General features: G+C 52.9%; 20 protein-coding genes. 8 read left to right on the forward strand and 12 right to left on the reverse strand.

Annotation, left to right across the window (positions count from 1 at the left end; translation table 11 throughout):
• Positions 1 to 72: 72 nt before the first annotated feature.
• Positions 73 to 1,107, reverse strand: a complete 1,035-nt coding sequence (locus tag CX651_RS09605; protein ID WP_101055828.1) for a Glu/Leu/Phe/Val dehydrogenase dimerization domain-containing protein — start codon at positions 1,105 to 1,107, stop codon at positions 73 to 75.
• A 300-nt stretch (positions 1,108 to 1,407) separates the two neighbouring features.
• Here CX651_RS09605 and CX651_RS09610 point away from each other — a divergent pair, with 300 nt between their 5' ends.
• Positions 1,408 to 1,842 carry a DUF4826 family protein gene (locus tag CX651_RS09610; RefSeq protein WP_101055829.1) on the forward strand — a complete coding sequence of 145 codons (435 nt, stop codon included), beginning with the start codon at positions 1,408 to 1,410 and terminating at the stop codon, positions 1,840 to 1,842.
• A 251-nt stretch (positions 1,843 to 2,093) separates the two neighbouring features.
• Here CX651_RS09610 and CX651_RS09615 read toward each other — a convergent pair whose 3' ends face one another.
• From CX651_RS09615 to CX651_RS09630, 4 genes are all read right to left on the reverse strand, one after another.
• Complete coding sequence (locus tag CX651_RS09615; protein ID WP_101055830.1) at positions 2,094 to 2,999, reverse strand: ABC transporter ATP-binding protein; 906 nt, start codon at positions 2,997 to 2,999, stop codon at positions 2,094 to 2,096.
• Positions 2,996 to 3,838: an ABC transporter permease subunit gene (locus CX651_RS09620; RefSeq protein WP_044734371.1), complete on the reverse strand. Its 843-nt coding sequence runs from the start codon at positions 3,836 to 3,838 to the stop codon at positions 2,996 to 2,998. The genes CX651_RS09615 and CX651_RS09620 overlap by 4 nt, the downstream gene beginning before the upstream one ends.
• 150 nt (positions 3,839 to 3,988) lie before the next feature.
• Positions 3,989 to 4,705: a YceH family protein gene (locus CX651_RS09625; RefSeq protein ID WP_371872573.1), complete on the reverse strand. Its 717-nt coding sequence runs from the start codon at positions 4,703 to 4,705 to the stop codon at positions 3,989 to 3,991.
• Between the two features lie 178 nt (positions 4,706 to 4,883).
• On the reverse strand, positions 4,884 to 5,717 hold the full coding sequence (locus CX651_RS09630; protein ID WP_101055831.1) for a CvfB family protein: 834 nt from the start codon (positions 5,715 to 5,717) through the stop codon (positions 4,884 to 4,886).
• Positions 5,718 to 5,993: 276 nt separating this feature from the next.
• Here CX651_RS09630 and CX651_RS19840 point away from each other — a divergent pair, with 276 nt between their 5' ends.
• The 7 genes from CX651_RS19840 to pdxH all read left to right on the forward strand — a co-directional run bounded on the left by CX651_RS19840 (position 5,994) and on the right by pdxH (position 12,397).
• Positions 5,994 to 6,170, forward strand: a complete 177-nt coding sequence (locus CX651_RS19840) for a hypothetical protein (protein ID WP_157822676.1) — start codon at positions 5,994 to 5,996, stop codon at positions 6,168 to 6,170.
• Positions 6,171 to 6,622: 452 nt separating this feature from the next.
• Complete coding sequence (locus tag CX651_RS19965) at positions 6,623 to 6,769, forward strand: hypothetical protein (protein WP_093983023.1); 147 nt, start codon at positions 6,623 to 6,625, stop codon at positions 6,767 to 6,769.
• A 107-nt stretch (positions 6,770 to 6,876) separates the two neighbouring features.
• The gene (gene speE, locus CX651_RS09640) at positions 6,877 to 7,752 is read left to right on the forward strand and encodes a polyamine aminopropyltransferase (protein WP_101055833.1); all 876 of its coding nucleotides are present in this window, start codon (positions 6,877 to 6,879) and stop codon (positions 7,750 to 7,752) included.
• 28 nt (positions 7,753 to 7,780) lie between these two features.
• Complete coding sequence (gene speA, locus CX651_RS09645; protein ID WP_025888969.1) at positions 7,781 to 9,694, forward strand: biosynthetic arginine decarboxylase; 1,914 nt, start codon at positions 7,781 to 7,783, stop codon at positions 9,692 to 9,694.
• 52 nt (positions 9,695 to 9,746) lie between these two features.
• Complete coding sequence (locus CX651_RS09650) at positions 9,747 to 10,676, forward strand: adenosylmethionine decarboxylase (RefSeq protein ID WP_044734378.1); 930 nt, start codon at positions 9,747 to 9,749, stop codon at positions 10,674 to 10,676.
• Between the two features lie 31 nt (positions 10,677 to 10,707).
• Complete coding sequence (gene speB, locus CX651_RS09655) at positions 10,708 to 11,637, forward strand: agmatinase (protein WP_039033398.1); 930 nt, start codon at positions 10,708 to 10,710, stop codon at positions 11,635 to 11,637.
• 121 nt (positions 11,638 to 11,758) lie between these two features.
• A complete protein-coding gene (pdxH, locus tag CX651_RS09660) occupies positions 11,759 to 12,397 on the forward strand; it encodes a pyridoxamine 5'-phosphate oxidase (protein WP_101055834.1) in 639 nt (212 codons plus the stop codon).
• Between the two features lie 58 nt (positions 12,398 to 12,455).
• Here pdxH and CX651_RS09665 read toward each other — a convergent pair whose 3' ends face one another.
• The 7 genes from CX651_RS09665 to CX651_RS09695 form a co-directional block, all read right to left on the reverse strand.
• Positions 12,456 to 12,671: a cold-shock protein gene (locus CX651_RS09665; protein ID WP_025009621.1), complete on the reverse strand. Its 216-nt coding sequence runs from the start codon at positions 12,669 to 12,671 to the stop codon at positions 12,456 to 12,458.
• 314 nt (positions 12,672 to 12,985) lie between these two features.
• Complete coding sequence (locus CX651_RS09670) at positions 12,986 to 14,125, reverse strand: ribosomal protein uL16 3-hydroxylase (RefSeq protein WP_101055835.1); 1,140 nt, start codon at positions 14,123 to 14,125, stop codon at positions 12,986 to 12,988.
• Between the two features lie 123 nt (positions 14,126 to 14,248).
• Positions 14,249 to 15,619 carry an adenylosuccinate lyase gene (gene purB / locus CX651_RS09675; RefSeq protein ID WP_096141855.1) on the reverse strand — a complete coding sequence of 457 codons (1,371 nt, stop codon included), beginning with the start codon at positions 15,617 to 15,619 and terminating at the stop codon, positions 14,249 to 14,251.
• A gap of 28 nt (positions 15,620 to 15,647) precedes the next feature.
• Positions 15,648 to 16,265: a high frequency lysogenization protein HflD gene (gene hflD / locus CX651_RS09680; protein ID WP_028781430.1), complete on the reverse strand. Its 618-nt coding sequence runs from the start codon at positions 16,263 to 16,265 to the stop codon at positions 15,648 to 15,650.
• Between the two features lie 3 nt (positions 16,266 to 16,268).
• Positions 16,269 to 17,384, reverse strand: coding sequence for a tRNA 2-thiouridine(34) synthase MnmA (gene mnmA / locus CX651_RS09685; RefSeq protein ID WP_096141856.1), 1,116 nt, complete (start codon positions 17,382 to 17,384; stop codon positions 16,269 to 16,271).
• A gap of 167 nt (positions 17,385 to 17,551) precedes the next feature.
• Complete coding sequence (locus CX651_RS09690) at positions 17,552 to 18,004, reverse strand: NUDIX hydrolase (RefSeq protein ID WP_101055836.1); 453 nt, start codon at positions 18,002 to 18,004, stop codon at positions 17,552 to 17,554.
• Positions 17,997 to 18,827 (reverse strand): pseudouridine synthase, encoded by an 831-nt coding sequence (locus tag CX651_RS09695; RefSeq protein ID WP_101055837.1) that lies wholly within the window; start codon positions 18,825 to 18,827, stop codon positions 17,997 to 17,999. Before CX651_RS09695 ends, CX651_RS09690 begins: the two co-directional genes overlap by 8 nt.
• Positions 18,828 to 18,888: the final 61 nt, after the last annotated feature.

Here is an 18,888-nt window from a genome sequence, read left to right on the forward strand (position 1 = left end):
TTGCCGACAAGGGGAAAATTTTTTCAGTAATAAAAAAGGGCCCGAAGGCCCCTTTATGGAATATGAGCGAGCTTAAGCTTGAGTACCATTGATGATGGCGCGGGCCATCTCATCGGCTACTTCGGCCGTGGTACGGTTCTGCTCATCGGCCTGCTTGAAGATGGTCAACAGGGTGTTGTAGATCTCTTCTACCTTGGCGCTAGACTTGGCAGCATCATAGTCTTTTTCGAAAGACACGTTGATGATGCCACCGGCGTTGATCACATAGTCTGGGGCATAGAGGATGCCCATCTGCTTAAGCTGCTCACCGTGGCGGGGCTCGGCCAACTGGTTGTTGGCGCAGCCTGCGACTATGCCGGCTTTCAGCTGTGGCAGTGTGGTGTCGTTAAGTGTGGCACCCAGGGCGCAAGGGGCATAGACATCGACGTCCAGAGCATAGATGTCCTGAGGGGCAACCACCACGGCGCCAAAGTCGGTGGCGACCTTGTCCAGTGATGCTTGATGGATATCGGTTACAAACAGCTCTGCGCCTTCTTCATGCAGATGCTTGCACAGATAATAGCCCACATGGCCTACGCCCTGAACGGCTATCTTGAGGCCCTTGAGGCTATCTTTGTCCAGCTTGTGTTTAACGGCAGCCTTGATACCCAGGTAAGTTCCCATGGCGGTAAAAGGAGAGGGATCGCCGCTCATTCCTTCCAGACCAAGCACATAAGGGGTTTCATCATGGGCAATCATGATATCGGCAGGGGTGGTACCCACATCTTCGGCCGAGTAGTAGCGGCCGCCCAGGCTGTGAACAAAACGGCCAAAGGCGCGGAACAGTTGTTCACGATTCTCTGTCTTGGGATCGGCTATGATAACTGACTTACCGCCACCCATGGCCAGACCGGCCAGCGCGTTCTTGTAAGTCATACCGCGGGAGAGGCGCAACACGTCAGTGAGGGCTTCATCATCTGATTGGTAGTTCCACATACGGCAACCGCCTACGGCTGGACCCAGGTTGGTGTTGTGGATGGCGATGATGGCACGCAGGCCACTTTCCTTGTCATGACAGAATACTACCTGTTCATGTTCGTCGAATGATACATGATTAAATACAGCCACGTCTGTTCTCCGCTGTGCTTATTGGGGCGGCGCTTAGCGGCCGCCGACCGCTTGTTATATTTATTGCAGAACCATAGCATTTAGCGATACTCTCAACAAAGCTGATGAGCAGAATATTTGTGATCTATCTGGCAATTTTGCTTTCCACCTTACGTTAACGTAAAGCTGGTTGGAAGCTGAAGTCAGCCACCCATAGTCGTCTCATTATGGAGTGGTACTGAAAAAGCTGGCCAGAGGCTTAGTTGAACAGATACAGAATATAAAAGCACAATAAAAACAAACAAGAAGAAAGGAAAGTTTATGACTGAACAGACAAGTACACCGCCTAACGCCGAACAGCAGGAAGCCTTGCGCCAGGCTTGGGTGCGTGAACAGTTCCAGAAAGCCAATAAATTTCTTGCAGAGAAAGGGGTGATCCCCAGCAAAGTGGTACCGGCAGAAAGCCGTTATCTGGCGCCTTATGTAGCCATGTGGAAAATCGAATCCAAACAGCCCAGCCACAAGACCTATTGGGTGATGTCCGGTGACTTGCCTTCCGACTATGTTGATGTCAGCGTAGCAGCCACTGCCCGTGAAGCCTTGCGTCACTTTTCGCTGACCTGGCAGCTCAAGGCCGAGAACTTAGTGCAATCCGGTGCCACCAAAGACCCAACCCAGGCCAAGTTTGCCCAGTTGCTGGTCTCCAGAGCCGAGAGCCTGTACAAGATCCAAGCGGACGATAAGCTCTGGGGGTGATGTCGCAATCAATTTCTCACTCTCGACTTTGACGATGAACTTCTGATAGTCATAGTGACGCCAATAGCCTTGGCAGACTGTTGCTCCCTTCCCTGAGAGGTGTTTCTGCAGAAGTTCGAAAATGCGGTGGCAGATGTGGGGAACTACCAGTAAATCTGTGTCTTAGAGGCTGCTTTTGGATACCCCTAAAACAACAACCCAGCCTATGCTGGGTTGTTGTTTATCAAAGAGAGCTTCTAAGTTCAAAGGCGTCAGGCTGCGCCGTCGAACAGGGTATCTTCCAGTGTGCGGCCTCGCATCAGGCTGCGATATTGCCAGCCATTCTGCTTGAGTAGCTGCAGCAGTTCGATATCCAAGGTGTCCTTTTCCGGTTGGTAACGGATAAGGTAGTTTTGTTTGCCCTTGGCCGAGACCTCGTAAACACCTTCAAGGGCGTAGAGTGCCTCCAGCAGTTTTTCCTGATCACAGTGTTGCATCTGCAGCGTCAGATAGGCTTCGGCGCTGCTCTGCTGCATGGTGACCGACTGGCTCAGTTTACCTTTGTCCAGATACAGCACTCTGTCACAGAGCTTTTCCAGTTCATCCAGATTGTGGGAGCTGATAATAAAGGTAGTGTCTGCGCTCAAGGATTCTACCAACTCGCGAATTTTGCGGGCGTTGGCGGGATCCAGTCCGGCCGTGGGTTCATCCAGCAGCACCAGCTTGGGGTTGCCTATCAGCGCCTGAGCTATCGCGGCGCGTTTCCCCATACCATGACTCAGAGAGTTGGGTTTTTGATTGGCGACGTCCTCAAGGCCTACCAGCGCCAGCACCCGCATGGATTCAGCTTTGGCAGCTTCAGCGCCCATACCCTGCATGCGGGCAAACAGGCTGAATTGAGTCAGCAGGCTGAAGCCGGGATCCAGGGCGGCGTCCTGGGGCAGGGCCGAGATCTGTCCTAAAAGTCCGGTGCTGCCCGGGCGCTGTCCCATCACAGTGATTTCACCACTACTTGGACGTATATAACCCAGCAGCAGGCTCATCAATGTGGTCTTGCCGGCACCGTTTGGGCCGACCAGGGCGATGGGACTACCGGGCTCCAGTTGCAAGTCGACGCTATCCAATGCCCGCTTGCTGCTGTAGAGTTTGCTCAGGCCGTTACAGTTAATCAGACTCATAGATCACCTCGCTGCATCATGGTGCGGCCTATTGCCAATAACCCAATGGTTTGCAGCAGTGGCAACCAAGCACTTGACAGTGCCGTTAGCGGCTGGGCATTGAGCATGGCATCTATCTGTGCTCCGGGCACCAGATAACCGATGAAAGAGAGCATGGGCAGCTGAGCATTGATAACCGCCATTACTATCATCATGGCGGCAAAGAAAAGCACCGCAAAAACACTGGCTAATCTGGCCGAGCTGGCCCAGAGTGAGAACAGCGCCATCAGGGCGGTGTAGGGCAGCAGGATCAATACCAGATTGAGTGTCATCATCAAGCCGGAAGTCAGCGCGGGTAGCACCAATGCCATATCCCGGCTCATGGCCAAAAATACGGTTGCTATGACTGTGATGGCAACCAACAGCAATTGGATCAACATCATGCCGAGGAAGCGGCCGAAGAAGAGGGCATCGCGGCCCGAACGCAGGCTGAGGAAGCGCAGTGTGCCGCGGTTTTTGTCCGAGGCGAACTGATCGCCGCAGATAAGAATGCTGAACATGGGGAACAGGTAGAGACTGATGACCCAATAGACGGCTTGCTCGGCAACCGGCCAGGCAAATAGTTGATCCAGAGTGCCTTCACCGAAGGCTCCGGTAACAAAATGCTTGAAGTCCGGGTTCAACAGAAAGCTGGCGGCACCTCGGACCGGATAGGCGAGGATCAGCAGCCACACCAGGGCGAAAGCTATCATCGCCAGGGTGCCACGGCGGTGGAAAATCAGTTTATAGAGTTCAAATCCCGCGAGTTGCAGGGCGTTTTTCAGCCCTCCGGGATGAGTGCTGTGAGTTGCAGTTGTCATGTGGTTCCTTGTTTTGCTCCAAATATGGAGTCCTTGCAGCGACAGGTGCAAGCACTGGGTTGCCGATAAGACGCCAGCCTAACACCATGAGGCCAGGCAGACCAACGCCTGGCCGCTATTTCAAGCCGTAGCTGTCGTTTTTACGGTCAATTATGCCAGTTGCGCCTTAAGCTCGGCCAATTCCTGTTTTAGTAAAGCCAGCTCTTGCTTGATTGTCGTCAGCTCTAGCTCAAGCAAGGCTATCCGGCTTTGGCTCGCCGTTTCTGGCTCACTTTCGCACTTTCTTTCGCGTTCACCTTCACGGTGAGCTGCAGCTTGATTGGCAATCTGAGAGGTATCTGCGCCGCCGGAACTTTCAGATACACCATCATGCTCGGTGAAGTTCTCGGCAAAGCGTATCTCACGTTTGCCCGGCTCCCTGGCCAGTTGGCGGATAAAGCCTTTGTCTTTCAACGCTAGCAGGGTTTGCTCCACTTGTGGCAGGCCGTCAAATTCAAACAACCGCTGAGCCCGGCTTCTGAGTTCACCAGCGGTTTGGGCGCCGCGCAGCAGCAACAAACACACTATCGCCAGCTCTGCGGGGGAAAACTGCAGCTCGCCAAATTCTGTGTTACAGAATCTGTGGCGGTATTTAATGACCCGGCTGCCAAAGCCGGATTGCTCACTCAGCAGACGTTTTTTACTCAGGCTGTCCAAGGCTTGCTGCACTTCAGATTCGTTCAGTTCCATCACGGGATCGCGGCTGGTCTTTTGATTGCAGGCTTGGGTCAGTGAGTTGAGAGACAAGGGATAAAGATCCGGAGTAGTGACTTCTTTTTCCAGCAGGCAGCCAATCACTCTGGCTTCGATGGCATTGAGTTGCAACATAATTGACAGTTCCATTCAAGGCAGATGTCGGCCAACTGACCGACATTTTACTCAGTGTTTTTGAGTTATATCAGAGCCTTGAGCAGATGTCGCGGTTTTCCTCGGCTGCGCCTTTCCTGAATAGGGCAGGCGCGTTATTTTTGCTCAATTCTTTGCCAGTGCTTTGTCAGTTCTTTGTTCAATTACTGGCGTGGATACCGTCATCTTCGATGCGCAGTTTTCCGGCTTTGAACAGGCCGCCGATGGCTTTCTTGAAGGCCTTCTTGCTCATGCCAAGTTCGGCGTAGATCACCTCGGGCGAGGTCTTGTCGCTGTAGGGCAGGAAACCGCCGGCCTGGGCCAGCTTCTTCATGATCCGCTGTGATTGCTGATCCAACTCCTGACGGTCAGCCTTTTGCAGGGTCAGATCCAGTTTGTTGTCGTGACGCACCTGCTTGATATAACCCTTGAGCTTTTGGCCAAACTTCAGCTTACGGAACACTTCATTTTGATAGATGACGCCCCAATGCTTGTTGTTGACTATCGCCTTGTAGCCGAGATCTGTGGTACCTGCAATGATAAGGTCAACCTGTTGACCATTCTTGTACCAAGCCGGGCTCTTATCGACAAACTTATCGATTTTGGACGAAGCGACAATCCGTTCGTCGGCGCGGTTACGGTGAACATAGACCAGGTAACTGCGGCCTTCTTCTGCCTGCTTGTGCTGCTCACCGAAGGGCAGCAGCAGATCTTTTTCCAGTCCCCAATCGAGGAAGGCACCGACCCGGCCAATGGAAACCACCTTGAGATAAGCAAACTCACCCACCTGAGCCAGGGGCTTTTTAGTGGTTGCGATAGGCATGTCGTTGGAGTCCAGATAGAGGAACACCTCCAACTTGTCGCCAACCTGACAACCCTTGGGCACCACTTTATTGGGTAATAACACCTGTCCCAACTCATGAGCGTTGAGGTAAACCCCGAAATCAACCTGTTTGACCACTTCCAGGGTGCAACTTTGACCTATTTCTGCCATCTGTTTTTGAACCTGATTAACTTTGTTTCAGCTGCGGCGGATTATAACGGATTGCGCCCACCTATGCCCGTGCCTTTTTTTAGGGAAGGTACGAATAAGTCCTCGTGGCCTTCTCTTTTGTAGGGCGTGGCTTGCACAGCAATTGGCGTTCAAGGCATCTGACTGAAGGCATGCCGGGGCCTGTCGAAGTCAGACTTCCCTAAGTTTAAATAAGACTAAAGTTAGCGCTGCTTTTTGCAGCAGAACTGGTTAAGCTGAAAATAAAAACCTTTGCCTATGTTCTCTATCTGGTCCGTCAGCCTGCTGGCACTCTTGTATCTCGCGCTGTTGTTTATCATCGCCTGGTGGGCGGATAAATATAAGCCCAAACGCTTTCGGGCGCTGTTTTACAGCCTGACACTCGGCGTCTACTGCACCTCCTGCGTCGTGGTACTTTGTCCAGCTTCTATTTAGCTGCTGCGATTTTTGCTTGAATCGCCAGGTTTCAAGATAACAAACCTTTGTTTGAGGGTGAGTTTTCACCCTCAAATTCCCCAAGGGGGCGGCATTGAAGCAAACTAGGTACCCAAAGCGGTATCTGGGCATCAAAATAGGGAGCCTGTGTATTTAAAAAATCTTGAACAGATAAAATCAGCTTTCAAAGCTCAATTTATTGATATAAATCGAAAAAAGCTCGCTTAAATGGCATGGGTGAACATCGCAACTGTAGTTTATATTTCAAGGCCTTGGATAAACTGTGATTCGTGCTTGCATTATGGGGCACAGCAAGGTTTAATTGCGCCGTTTTGAAGGTACATTCAGTCCTGACAGGCAAACGTGAGTAACAGGGTTATTATGGTTCACGAGTCATTAACCGTGTAAATGAACAAAGCACCATTTACACGGGGTTAAGAGGGTTTTAGCTAATGCACAGCCATTCATTTGCCGCACTGGTTCGCCAAGTGCCACAACACAGGTTTTCAACCATTGTCAGCTATGACAATACCGGCTTGAAACATCTCACGTTAATCCGCATCAATTCCGGCCGCGAACAGGCCAATAGTCCCAACTGAGCCCGTCGTCCATCTACGACGATACATTCACTCGGCATTCATTTTTGAATCGCCGAGGACGGGTTATTTGTCCACCCTTACATTCAACACCAAGAGTTTTAGGTTAAATGCAAGCCAAGAATATTTACTACGAGACACTGCATCCGGCATATGGGCAGTATTTTGAGGTGGAAAAGGTGCTGTTCGAGCAAAAGACCGAACAGTGGCACCTGAGCATTTTTGAAAATGCCGCTATGGGACGGGTCATGGCGCTCAATGGTGCCATCCAGACCACTGAGAAAGATGAGTTTGTCTATCACGAAATGTTGACCCATGTGCCTATTCTGGCCCACGGCGACGTCAAGCGGGTGCTTATTATAGGCGGCGGTGACGGTGGCATGCTGCGGGAAGTGGTCAAACATAAACAGATTGAATCCATTACCATGGTGGAGATTGATGCCGCCGTGGTGGAAATGTGTAAAAGCTATTTTCCAAACCATTCCCAAGGTGCCTATGATGACCCCAGAGTCAACTTGGTGATCAGCGACGGGATGGATTATGTTAGGCAATCACGGCAAAAATTTGATGTGATTATCTCTGACTGCACAGATCCCCTTGGTCCGGGAGAAGTGCTGTTCAGTTCCGACTTTTACGAGGGCTGTAAGCGTTGTCTCAATGAAAATGGGATTTTTGTCGCTCAGAACGGCGTGCCTTTTATGCAGCTGGATGAAGTGCAAAATACCGTCAGACGCATGAGCTCTTATGTGAAAGAGTGTCGGTTCTATATGGCGGCCGTGCCTACCTATGTGGGTGGCAGCATGGCCTTTGCCTGGGCAACCGATGATCTTGAGGCGCGTCAGCATAGCCTGGCGACTCTCGAAGAGCGTTTTGAGCGGGCCGGTATTACCACCCGTTATTACACGCCGGCTATCCATCAGGCAAGCTTTGCGCTGCCGGCGTTTGTCGAACAGGCGGTCGCGTCAGCGATGACGGTTACCGCATAACCCATTTTTTGATAACAGGCTAACGAACATGAGTGATTGGTCTATTGACGATGCCCGCGTCGGCTACAACGTCGCATACTGGAGCCAGGGATTTTACGGAATAAGCGATCAGGGTGAGGTGACAGTGTCACCGGATCCTTTGAATCCGGACAGCAAAATCGGCCTGAACGAACTGGCCAAAGACATGGTGAAGGCCGGTGTTAACCTGCCTGTGCTGGTCCGTTTCCCGCAGATTTTGCACCACAGGGTCGATAGCCTGTGCCAGGCCTTTAATCAGGCGATTCAAAAGTATGAGTACAGCGAGGACTATCTGCTGGTTTATCCCATCAAGGTGAACCAGCAGCAGACAGTGGTTGAGGAAATCCTCGCCAGCCAGGTCAGCAAAGAAGCCCCGCAACTAGGGCTTGAAGCCGGCAGTAAGCCTGAGCTGATGGCGGTACTGGCGATGGCACAAAAGGCCAGCTCAGTCATAGTCTGTAACGGCTACAAGGATAAAGAATATATCCGCCTGGCACTGATAGGCGAAAAGCTGGGCCACAAGGTCTATATAGTGCTGGAGAAGATGTCCGAGCTTAAGATGGTACTGCAGGAATCCCGCGAGCTGGGGGTTACTCCGCGTCTGGGTCTGCGCGCACGCCTGGCGTTCCAGGGCAAGGGCAAATGGCAGGCCAGTGGCGGTGAAAAGTCCAAGTTTGGTCTGTCTGCTGCGCAGGTGCTGCGGGTGGTCAACGAGCTCAAGAGTGCCGATATGCTGGATTCGCTGCAGTTGCTGCACTTCCACCTGGGTTCGCAAATCGCCAATATCCGCGATATTCGCCACGGTGTGGGTGAAGCGGCGCGCTTCTACTGCGAGCTGAGAAAACTGGGGGCCAAGGTCAACTGTTTCGACGTGGGCGGCGGCCTGGCGGTGGACTATGACGGTACCCGCAGCCAAAGCAACAACTCAATGAACTATGGCCTGAGCGAATACGCCAACAATATCGTCAGCGCTCTGAGTGATGTCTGCGCCGAGTACGAGCAGCCGGTGCCTAGGATTATCTCTGAGTCCGGCCGCTTCCTGACGGCGCACCACGCCGTACTTATCACGGATGTTATTGGTACCGAGGCCTATTCCCCTGAGAATATCCAGCCACCGGCAGAGGATGCCCCACAGCTGCTGCACAACATGTGGCAGTCCTGGAGCGATATCCGCGGCCGCGCCGATTCCCGTGCCCTGATTGAGATTTTCCACGATACCCAATCGGATCTGGCCGAAGCTCACGCTCTGTTTGCTCTTGGGCAACTTAGCCTGGAAGAGCGCGCCTGGGCGGAGCAGACCAACCTGCGTGTCTGTCACGAGCTGCAGGGCTTGATGAACAACAAGAACCGTTATCACAGGCCCATCATTGATGAACTCAATGAGAAGCTGGCCGACAAGTTCTTCGTTAACTTCTCGCTGTTCCAATCGCTGCCGGATGCCTGGGGTATAGATCAGGTGTTCCCTGTGTTGCCGCTGACCGGGCTGGATACCGCGCCAGAGCGCCGCGCCGTGATGCTGGATATCACCTGTGACTCGGACGGCATGGTGGATCAGTATGTGGACGGGCAGGGGATTGAAACCACACTGCCGGTTCCTGCCTGGAGTGCCGAGAGCCCGTATCTTATCGGTTTCTTCCTGGTGGGGGCTTATCAGGAGATCCTCGGTGACATGCACAACCTGTTCGGTGATACCAACTCGGCTGTGGTGCGTCTCGATGAAAGCGGCCTGGCCAACATAGAGTCTGTGCTGTCCGGTGACACTGTGGCCGATGTGCTGCGCTATGTGAACCTGGATGCCGTATCCTTTATGCGCACCTATGAAGAGCTGGTGAATCAGCATATTGCCGAAGACGAACGCACCTCGATCCTTGAAGAGCTGCAATTGGGTCTTAAGGGTTATACCTATCTGGAAGATTTTTCATAAGGTCGGTGCATTCAGCAGGCCCTTCGGGGCCTGCAACAAGTAGAGATAAAAGATGTTTTTTGAAGGTTCAGAAAAAAAAATTGAAGTGATAGTGACGCCGGCTACGCCTTCGCTGCGCTCACTGGGAAAGCCCTTCTGGGAAGAGATGGTGGCCAAGGCCAATGCAGAAATCCTCTCTTCCGTCAGCAATGATTATTGCGATGCCTATCTGCTCAGCGAGTCGAGTCTGTTTGTTTGGGACGACAGGTTTTTAATGTTGACCTGTGGTACCACCACACTGGCGCGCTCGACCCTGCATTTTATCGACTCCCTCGGCGAAGAGGCGATAGCCTTTGCGACTTTTCAGCGCAAAAACGAATATCTGTCGCACCTGCAGGCCAGCTCTTTTGAGCAGGACTTGCAGGCACTGAGAGAGAAACTGTCCGGCGTGGCGTACCGTATCGGTCATCTGGATTCCCATCACCATTACCTGTTTTGCAGTGACAAGGCCTTCAGCGCCGAGAGCGGTGATGCCACCAGTGAGCTTTTGATGTATCACATTCGCGGTGAAGCGGCCGACTATCTGCGCTCCGATAACCAAAGCTGCGCCGGGGTTCGCCAATTGCTGGCACTGGAAGAGATGCTGCCCGGATTCCAGTTTGATGACTTCCTGTTTGAGCCCTTTGGTTATTCCATCAACGGCATTCGCGGCAAAGAGTATATGACTATTCATATTACACCGCAGGAAAGCAGCTCTTATGTCAGCTTCGAGACCAATCTGGATCTCGCCGCACAACCGATAGATATCTTCGCCCGTTTGCTGGCCATTCTCAATCCCGGCAGCTGGGATGTCATCGGCTTCAACGCCCAGTTGGACACCCGTGGTTACCCTGAACATTTATGTCTGGGAAGTTGCTCTTTGTCCCTGGAGCAGGGTTATAATGTTGGCTTCAGTCACTATCAGCAGATGTGCCACGAAGTGCTGATCCCTGAGTCCATGTAAATATCGGCATTAGCCAAGTTTTGGAGTATTTATGACCACTTTAGCAGATAAACCTGATTACTCGCTTTATTCAAATGCGTTTGGTTATTTGCGTCAGCCACTGGATTTCAAACCGCTAGAAAGCGATGCGGATGTGGTGGTAATAGGTTTGCCTTTCGATATGGCCGTTACCGGTCGCAGCGGTGGCCGAATGGGGCCTGGAGCTATCCGCAATGCCTCGACCAATCTGGCCTGGGAAGAGAAGCGTTGGCCTTGGGATTTCAGCCTCAGCGAATATATCAAGATAGTGGACGCCGGCGATCTGGTGTTCAATTGTGGTGATGCCGCCGATTTTACCGAGCGCACCGAAAACTTTGCCAGCAAAGTTCTGGCCTCCGGCAAGACACTGCTGAGCTTTGGCGGCGATCACTTTGTGACCCTGCCGCTGCTGCGCGCGCATCACAAACAGTTTGGCAAGATGGCGCTGCTGCACTTCGATGCTCACACCGATACCTACAGTGAAGGCAGCAAGTTTGACCATGGCACCATGTTCTATCATGCCCCCAACGAAGGCTTGATCGATCCGGCCCATTCTGTGCAGGTGGGGATCCGCACCGAATACACCAAAGAGGGCCACGGTTTTCAGGTGATTGACGCCGCCATGGCCAATGATATGACCGCCGATGAAATCGTGGCGCAGATCAAGGCGCGGGTTGGCGATATGCCTTTGTATGTGACTTTTGATATCGATTGCCTGGATCCTGCCTTCGCGCCGGGAACCGGTACTCCGGTATGCGGCGGTCTCACCAGTGATAAGGCGCTGAAGATTATCCGTGGTCTCAAGGGCCTCAACATAGTGGGTATGGATGTGGTTGAAGTGGCACCTGCTTACGATAGCGCCGACATTACTGCGCTGGCGGGCGCGACGCTGGGCCTGGAAATGCTGCATGTCTGGGCTTTGTGTCAGGGCAAAGTCAAGTAAGCCGCTTTACGTTAAGCCAACGCTTGTCGTTGGCTTTTCTTCTTGTATAGAGCCCCCCTAGCTAGGCTGGGGGTTCGCTTTCGCTGGGGCACTGCGCCCGGCTCAGGGACAAGGATAGACAATGACAGATTTGAGTGATATTCGCCGCGAATACACCCAGGGCGGCCTCAGGCGCGCCGATCTGGCCACCGAGCCCATGGCGCAGTTTGAGCGCTGGATGGCGCAAGCCAAGGATGCACCTTTGACGGATCCTACCGCCATGGTGGTGGCCACAGTGGACGAAACCGGCCAACCGTTTCAGCGGATAGTCTTGCTGAAGCGTTTTGATCAGCAGGGTTTTGTATTCTTTACCAATCTGGAAAGCCGTAAGGCGCAGCAGATTGCCGTCAACGCCAAGGTTAGTTTACTGTTTCCCTGGCATCCGCTGGAGCGCCAGGTCGCCGTGACAGGTGTCGCCGAAGCCCTGTCTGCTACAGAGGTATTCAAGTACTTTGTCAGCCGTCCGAAAGATAGCCAGATAGCGGCCTGGGTCTCGAAACAGTCGAGCAAGCTTAGCGCTCGTCAGGCACTCGAGAGCAAGTTTGCCGAGATGAAGGCCAAGTTTGCCAAGGGCGAAGTCCCCTTGCCCAAGTTTTGGGGCGGTTACCGCATAGTGCCTTCCAGTGTGGAATTCTGGCAGGGCGGTGAGCACAGGCTGCATGACAGATTCCTCTACAGCCGCACAGATGGTGGATGGGAGATTAATCGTCTCGCACCTTGATGGCGCTATGGCATAACAAGAGGGACGGCATCTGCCGTCCCTCTACTTTATCCGTCAACTATTTTAACCGCACTACGTTTTCCGCCTGCAGCCCCTTTTGGCCTTCAGTCACGCTGAAGCTGACCTTCTCACCCTCTTTCAGGGTGCGACGGCCGCTGCCTTGAATGGCGCGGTAATGGACGAACACATCGGCGGCGTTTTCCTGGGTTAGAAAACCAAAGCCTTTTTCATCGTTGAACCATTTAACGGTTCCTGTCACTTGTTGCTCTGACATAGTTTCCTCTTTCAGTCACTTAGCCTGGGCTGTAGCTTTGTATAAGTATTTGTAGGGTAAAGGGGATTTGTTTCACTGGTTTGACACTCTGATGATCCTTGAAAACCAGAGTTTTTTGCGCTCAGCAACAGGTTTTTATAGCAAGAGTGGGGCTGAAAATAACTGACTGATAGAGATTGCCAGGGATAGAGTCAATATCAATCCCATCAAGAGTGAGGGAGTAGCATTCTGCAGGTTTATGGGTTGAGAATGCTACTCTTATGAGCCGAGAGCAGGGCTGATATTTTATTTAGTACAGAAAGACTGACTCAATCTCACTCTTCACTGAGGTAGAAGTAACCTTTTTCTAGCAGGTCACACAGCAGCGCTGCTATTGCCTCATCATCCAGCAATGACTCAAGGTTTGCAGCATTTATGCTGGTGCGATTGGCAATAAATTGCGCCTGCTCTTCACTGCCTTGCGGCAATTCAAAGGCTTCCCCATTGATAAACAGCCGGCAGTTGGGATCGTTTTCCAGCATGAGAATTTTAAGCCCACCTATGCGCTTGAATACAGCGCCTTCGGCCGCAGCTTCTCTGAGCTCCTCGGTACTCATAGGCTCACCCTGGCAAATATCCAGATCAAAGCGATTCTGACTCAACAATTTGCCCAGCACGCCCTGATAATAGTCAGGGTTCTCAGTCAGCTCTTTCAGCAGCACCATCATCCCCTGTTGCTGGCTCTTGGCGATCAGCGCAGGTTGCCCGGCTTCTTCACTCGAAGTGAAACGTTTGTGGCCGAGATCCTGATCAAGCATAAAGTCGGCCATTTCGCTGATAAGCTCTTGCTGACTCGGTGCCCGGAAGCCTATTGAGTAGGACAGTGCCAGGGTCAGAGTCTCGCCCCTGTGAGGAAAACCGGGCGGAATATACAGCATGTCGCCGGGCTCCAGCACTGTATCTATGATGGGCTCAAAGTCCTCAATCAAAGGGGTATTGGGGTTATTGCCGCGCTTGGCGTATTGGCCCTTGGCACCCACTGTCCAGCGTCTGCGCCCCTCGCCTTGAATGATAAAGACATCATAGTTGTCTATATGGGGGCCGACACCACCACCCGGCGTGGCAAAGGACACCATCAGGTCATCGAAGCGCCAGTCCGGCAGGAAACGGAAGGCTTCCACCAGACCCTGAGAGTCCGGATACCAGTGGTTGACAGCCTGCACCAGCAGTTGCCAGTTTTCTTCACCGAACTTGTCATAGTCTTCAAATGGGCCTGAGATCACTTCCCAGTCCTGCCCCTTGGTGATTACCACCCGTGAGGAGATCTCCTCTTCACAGGCGAGGCCCGCCAGCTCATCGGCGGCGATAGGATCGACAAAGTCCTTGAAGGCTTGTCTGATCACCTTGGGTTGTTGCTGCCACACCTCTTTAACAAAGGCATCTCTGTCTAGAGTCAGCTGGTAAGTGTTCGTCATCTGTTATCCAATCCTTAAACCGTTTCAATGGCCAGTCAGTTATCCCGCTTGCAACGGCATAAACCCCGGGGAGAAAAAAGGCGGTACTGGAAACCAGTACCGCCTGCGACAGCCAAGAGGCTATCAGTTCAAATCATCGACAAAGGCTTCGGCGCGGCCTATGTAGTTGGCCGGCGTCAGTTGCTTGAGTTCGTGTTTCACGTTCTCAGGCAGTTCCAGACCGTCGATAAAGGCAGCCAGCTGCTGACCATCGATACGCTTGCCACGGGTCAGCTCCTTGAGCTTCTCGTAAGGCTTTTCGATGCCATAGCGGCGCATGACTGTCTGTACCGGCTCGGCCAGTACTTCCCAGTTGTGATCCAGTTCATCGCGCAGGTGCGCCTCGTTGACTTCCAGCTTACTGACACCCTTGAGTGTGGCCTGGTAGGCGATCAGCGAGTGGGCGATACCCACCCCCAGATTACGCAGCACTGTGGAGTCGGTCAGATCGCGTTGCCAGCGGGAAACCGGCAGTTTGCTGGCCAGGTGCTGCATCAAGGCGTTGGCTATGCCCAGGTTACCTTCCGAGTTTTCAAAATCGATAGGGTTAACCTTGTGCGGCATGGTGGATGAGCCGATTTCACCGGCCACTGTCTTCTGCTTGAAGTGACCCAGGGCGATATAACCCCAGATATCACGGTCAAAATCAATCAGCACTGTATTGAAACGGGCCACGGCATCGAACAGCTCGGCAATATAGTCGTGCGGTTCAATCTGAGTGGTGTAGGGGTTCCAGTTCAGCCCCAGGCTGGTGACAAAGCGCTGTGACAGCTCATGCCAGTTCACTTCTGGGTAGGCGGACAGGTGGGCGTTGTAGTTACCCACGGCGCCGTTGATCTTACCCATGATCTCAACCGCTTCAATTTGTTTGAGTTGGCGTTCGAGACGTACGGCCACGTTGGCCATCTCTTTACCCAGAGTCGAAGGCGAGGCGGGTTGGCCGTGAGTACGGGACATCAGAGGCACAGTCCTGTAACGTCTGGCCAGCTCTTTAACGGCATCGACCAGTTTCTGGCAGTATGGCAGCAGTACCTGTTCACGGGCTTCGGTCAGCATCAGGCCGTGGGACAGGTTGTTGATGTCTTCACTGGTGCAGGCAAAGTGCACGAACTCGCCTATGGCAGCCAGCTCGGCATTGTCGGCGATTTTTTCCTTGATGAAGTATTCCACCGCCTTAACGTCATGGTTGGTGGTGGCTTCGATGGTTTTGACTCTCAGGGCATCGGCTTCGCTGAAGTTGTCGCGAATATTGTCCAGCAATGCCAGAGCTTCTTCACTGAAGGGGGGGACTTCTTCGATTTCAGGGCAGCTGGAAAGCAGTTTCAGCCAGTTGATTTCGACCTGAACACGATACTTGGTAAGACCGTACTCGCTGAATATCCCCCGAAGTTCGGCGGTTTTACTACCATAACGCCCGTCTACCGGTGAGATAGCAGTCAGTGCGGAAAGATCCATTATAAGCTCCTTGATGAACTTGGCTTTATTATAGGGTGAGGCTTTTCTTAGCTGTATCGACGATCGCCTTGCGGGCAAACACCAGGTGTCTGCGTTTACCGCCGAGTTGACGCCAGAGTACGGCACTGCGCATTGCTGCCAGCAACAAGGCGCGTATTTTATGTTGGACCAGTGGCCGCTGCAGTATGTTGGGATTGCCCGAAATCTGGATCTTGGGCCCCAAATTACTGATGATATCGCTGTAGATGCTGGCCAGGTTGGCGATAACCTGCTCGTCGGTTATGGCAAAGTGGCTAAGTTGGCGATGCACCTGATTGATGCGCTCAGACAGCATCCCCAGAGCCGCCTGGTTGCGGCTCAGTTTACGCTCCAGCGCCAGAATGCCGACCAGATAGCGGGTGATTTCCACATCTTTCTGGGCGCTGTCACCCAGTTGGTTGATAATCCACTTGTAGCCGTTGGCCAGCACGACTTTGTCGGGATAGATCTCATCGATATTCTCGGGATCTGTCACCATAATGCCATCGAGTGCCGCAGCCAACTGCTGCGGATCGCTTTCCCCGTGGCGGGCTATGTATTGCACCTGGGCGATTGCCTGCAATATGCCGGCAAATGCCATAGTGCGGTCATGCAATTGCTCGCTCAATGATTACTCCCTAATCAGGGTTTCTATGATGCCGCCACCCAGGCAGACTTCACCGTCGTAGAATACTGCCGACTGCCCTGGCGTGACTGCCGCCACAGGTTCGTCGAAGATCACTCTCAGTTCATCGTCACCCTGGATATAAACAGTGCAGGGGATATCCTGCTGGCGATATCGGGTCTTGACCGTGATTTTTGCGCCATCGGCAGGGCCTTGTCTGTCTACCCAGTGCAGCTGCCTGGCCGTGAGGCCAACCGACATGAGTCTCGGATGCTGGCCGCCTTGGGCGACAATCAATACATTACGTTTCAGATCTTTGTCGACCACATACCAAGGATTGTCGTTGCTGTTTTTCATGCCGCCAATTCCAAGGCCCTTGCGCTGGCCCAGCGTGTGGTACATCAGCCCCTGATGCTCGCCTATCACTTCACCGTCGACACTCTCGATTTTACCCGGTTGCGCGGGCAGATAAGTGCCAAGGAATTCAGTAAATTTGCGTTCACCGATAAAACAGATGCCGGTGCTGTCTTTCTTGTTGAAGGTGACCAGCCCTTGCTCTTCGGCAATGCGGCGAACTTCGGGTTTTTCCAGTTCACCTACAGGGAACAGGCTGCGAGCCACCTGTTGGTGACTCAAGGTGTAGAGGAAGTAGCTCTGATCCTTGTTGCCATCTATGCCGCGAAGCAGCTGGGTTTTACCATCGGTATCACGGCGGCGCACATAGTGGCCCATGGCGATATAGTCGGCATCGAGAATGTCATCGGCAAACTCAAGGAAGGCTTTGAATTTGATCTCCTTGTTGCACATGATGTCCGGGTTAGGCGTGCGTCCCGCCTTGTACTCGGCCAGAAAATACTCGAACACATTGTCCCAGTATTCGGCGGCGAAGTTGACCGTGTGCAACTTGATGCCCAGCTTGTCACAGACAGCCTGGGCATCTTTTAAATCTTCGGCGGCAGAGCAATATTCGTCGGTGTCATCTTCTTCCCAGTTCTTCATGAACAGGCCTTCTACCTGATAGCCCTGCTGGAGCAGCAGATAGGCTGAAACAGATGAGTCGACACCGCCGGACATGCCGACAATGACTTTTTTTCCTGATGCATTGGGAGTGTTAGCTGTCATAGATCCTAAAACCGTTGAATTCATTCATGAACGCCCGAAAAGAGAACTGCTGCTTGTGCCCGGTTGTGGCAGGCCGTTATTGGCGCGACGCTGGGGTGGACAAACAGCCATAAGGCACTCAGTTTCTGCGGGGGCGTATTCTATCACGCCTTGGTGCCCAGAGCTAATCACAACAGCGCGCTATTGAGCAAAGATAACGGCAGCCGTTGTCCCTGCAAATAGCTCTCCAGTGTGGCGCTGACCAAGGGGCTGCGAAGCTTGGGTCCCAAGGCTGTGATTTCATCCATACTCAACCAATGGGTGGCCTTGATGGCGACGTCCAACGGCTTGGCATTCTGACACTGGGTCAGGCGAGCACAGAAGGTAAAACGTAAAAAGGCCAGCTCCTTGGAAGCGCTGAACTGATCTATTCGCACCAGAGCTTCAGGGGTGACTGTCAGGCCGGTTTCTTCGAGCACCTCGCGGCGACAGGCGTCGATAAGGCTTTCATTTGCTTCCAGGTGACCGGCCGGTTGGTTAAATTTCTGTTGGCCGTCAATCAACTCTTCGACCAGCAAAAAACGCTTCTCTGCCTCAATAATGCAGGCCACTGTGACATTGGGGCGATAACGTTCAGTCATGGAGAAGCTCCTTGATGGCCGCCTCAGAAAGAGTTCGATATTCACCGGGCTGCAGGCATTGCCCTTGCTCGGTATCCAGGCTGAGATTGTCTATGGCATAACGTATCAACCTCAAAGTGGGAAACCCGACATGGGCTGTCATCCTTCGCACCTGACGATTGCGCCCCTCGCGGATACAGATCTCCAGCCAAGTGGTGGGGATATTGCGCCGCTCACGAATGGGCGGATTACGTGGCCACAAAGATTCGGGTTGTTGCAGTCGCCGGACTTTTGCAGGCAGGGTGGGGCCATCTTTCAGCTCGACTCCCTGACTCAAGGCTTGAATCGCGGTGTCATCGACATCGCCTTCCACCTGTACCCAGTAGGTCTTGAAGGTGTGCTTGTTGGGCTGGGTCAGCTTGGCCTGCAGTTGACCGTTATTGGTGAGCAGTAACAGACCCTCGCTGTCTCTGTCCAGGCGACCGGCGGCATAGATACCGGCGATGGGCAGCAGATCTTTGAGCGTGCGCCGTCCGCCTTCGTCGGTAAACTGGCATAACACATCGAAGGGTTTGTTGAGCAGCACCACCTGGGTTTCTGCAACCGAGAGTGGTGTTACCTTTGGGCGGGGGTTTTGAGGACCGGGACGCTTTTTATTCAGGCCCTGTCTCTTGTTAATGGGGCTCTTGTTACTGGGACTCTTGCTACTGGAACTCTTGCTGTTGGGGCTTGGTTTGGTGGAGCGCTGACTCTTCTCTTGGCCAAATTCTTTACCGCCAGGGTCCTTTGAGTGACTGGGCTGGCGTTTGGGTTTACGTCTTGGTTGGGAGGTTGGCGAATTCATTGAGATATCCTGGCTGCTTGAGCTGTGTACTCTGACTATTTGCCAGAGATATGCCAGAGTG

The organism is Shewanella chilikensis, from assembly GCF_002836945.1.
Classification (GTDB): domain Bacteria; phylum Pseudomonadota; class Gammaproteobacteria; order Enterobacterales; family Shewanellaceae; genus Shewanella; species Shewanella chilikensis.

What these genes read in the sequence shown, in the direction of transcription:
- speB (WP_039033398.1), top strand. Translation starts at nt 10,708, where the DNA reads ATGACCACTTTAGCAGATAAACCTGATTACTCGCTTTATTCAAATGCG.
- CX651_RS09650 (WP_044734378.1), top strand. Translation starts at nt 9,747, where the DNA reads ATGTTTTTTGAAGGTTCAGAAAAAAAAATTGAAGTGATAGTGACGCCG.
- pdxH (WP_101055834.1), top strand. Translation starts at nt 11,759, where the DNA reads ATGACAGATTTGAGTGATATTCGCCGCGAATACACCCAGGGCGGCCTC.
- speA (WP_025888969.1), top strand. Translation starts at nt 7,781, where the DNA reads ATGAGTGATTGGTCTATTGACGATGCCCGCGTCGGCTACAACGTCGCA.
- CX651_RS19965 (WP_093983023.1), top strand. Translation starts at nt 6,623, where the DNA reads ATGCACAGCCATTCATTTGCCGCACTGGTTCGCCAAGTGCCACAACAC.
- CX651_RS09610 (WP_101055829.1), top strand. Translation starts at nt 1,408, where the DNA reads ATGACTGAACAGACAAGTACACCGCCTAACGCCGAACAGCAGGAAGCC.
- CX651_RS09670 (WP_101055835.1), bottom strand. Translation starts at nt 14,125, where the DNA reads ATGACGAACACTTACCAGCTGACTCTAGACAGAGATGCCTTTGTTAAA.
- CX651_RS09630 (WP_101055831.1), bottom strand. Translation starts at nt 5,717, where the DNA reads ATGGCAGAAATAGGTCAAAGTTGCACCCTGGAAGTGGTCAAACAGGTT.
- CX651_RS19840 (WP_157822676.1), top strand. Translation starts at nt 5,994, where the DNA reads ATGTTCTCTATCTGGTCCGTCAGCCTGCTGGCACTCTTGTATCTCGCG.
- CX651_RS09690 (WP_101055836.1), bottom strand. Translation starts at nt 18,004, where the DNA reads ATGACTGAACGTTATCGCCCCAATGTCACAGTGGCCTGCATTATTGAG.
- CX651_RS09615 (WP_101055830.1), bottom strand. Translation starts at nt 2,999, where the DNA reads ATGAGTCTGATTAACTGTAACGGCCTGAGCAAACTCTACAGCAGCAAG.
- mnmA (WP_096141856.1), bottom strand. Translation starts at nt 17,384, where the DNA reads ATGACAGCTAACACTCCCAATGCATCAGGAAAAAAAGTCATTGTCGGC.
- purB (WP_096141855.1), bottom strand. Translation starts at nt 15,619, where the DNA reads ATGGATCTTTCCGCACTGACTGCTATCTCACCGGTAGACGGGCGTTAT.
- speE (WP_101055833.1), top strand. Translation starts at nt 6,877, where the DNA reads ATGCAAGCCAAGAATATTTACTACGAGACACTGCATCCGGCATATGGG.
- CX651_RS09625 (WP_371872573.1), bottom strand. Translation starts at nt 4,705, where the DNA reads ATGTTGCAACTCAATGCCATCGAAGCCAGAGTGATTGGCTGCCTGCTG.
- CX651_RS09665 (WP_025009621.1), bottom strand. Translation starts at nt 12,671, where the DNA reads ATGTCAGAGCAACAAGTGACAGGAACCGTTAAATGGTTCAACGATGAA.
- CX651_RS09695 (WP_101055837.1), bottom strand. Translation starts at nt 18,827, where the DNA reads ATGAATTCGCCAACCTCCCAACCAAGACGTAAACCCAAACGCCAGCCC.
- CX651_RS09620 (WP_044734371.1), bottom strand. Translation starts at nt 3,838, where the DNA reads ATGACAACTGCAACTCACAGCACTCATCCCGGAGGGCTGAAAAACGCC.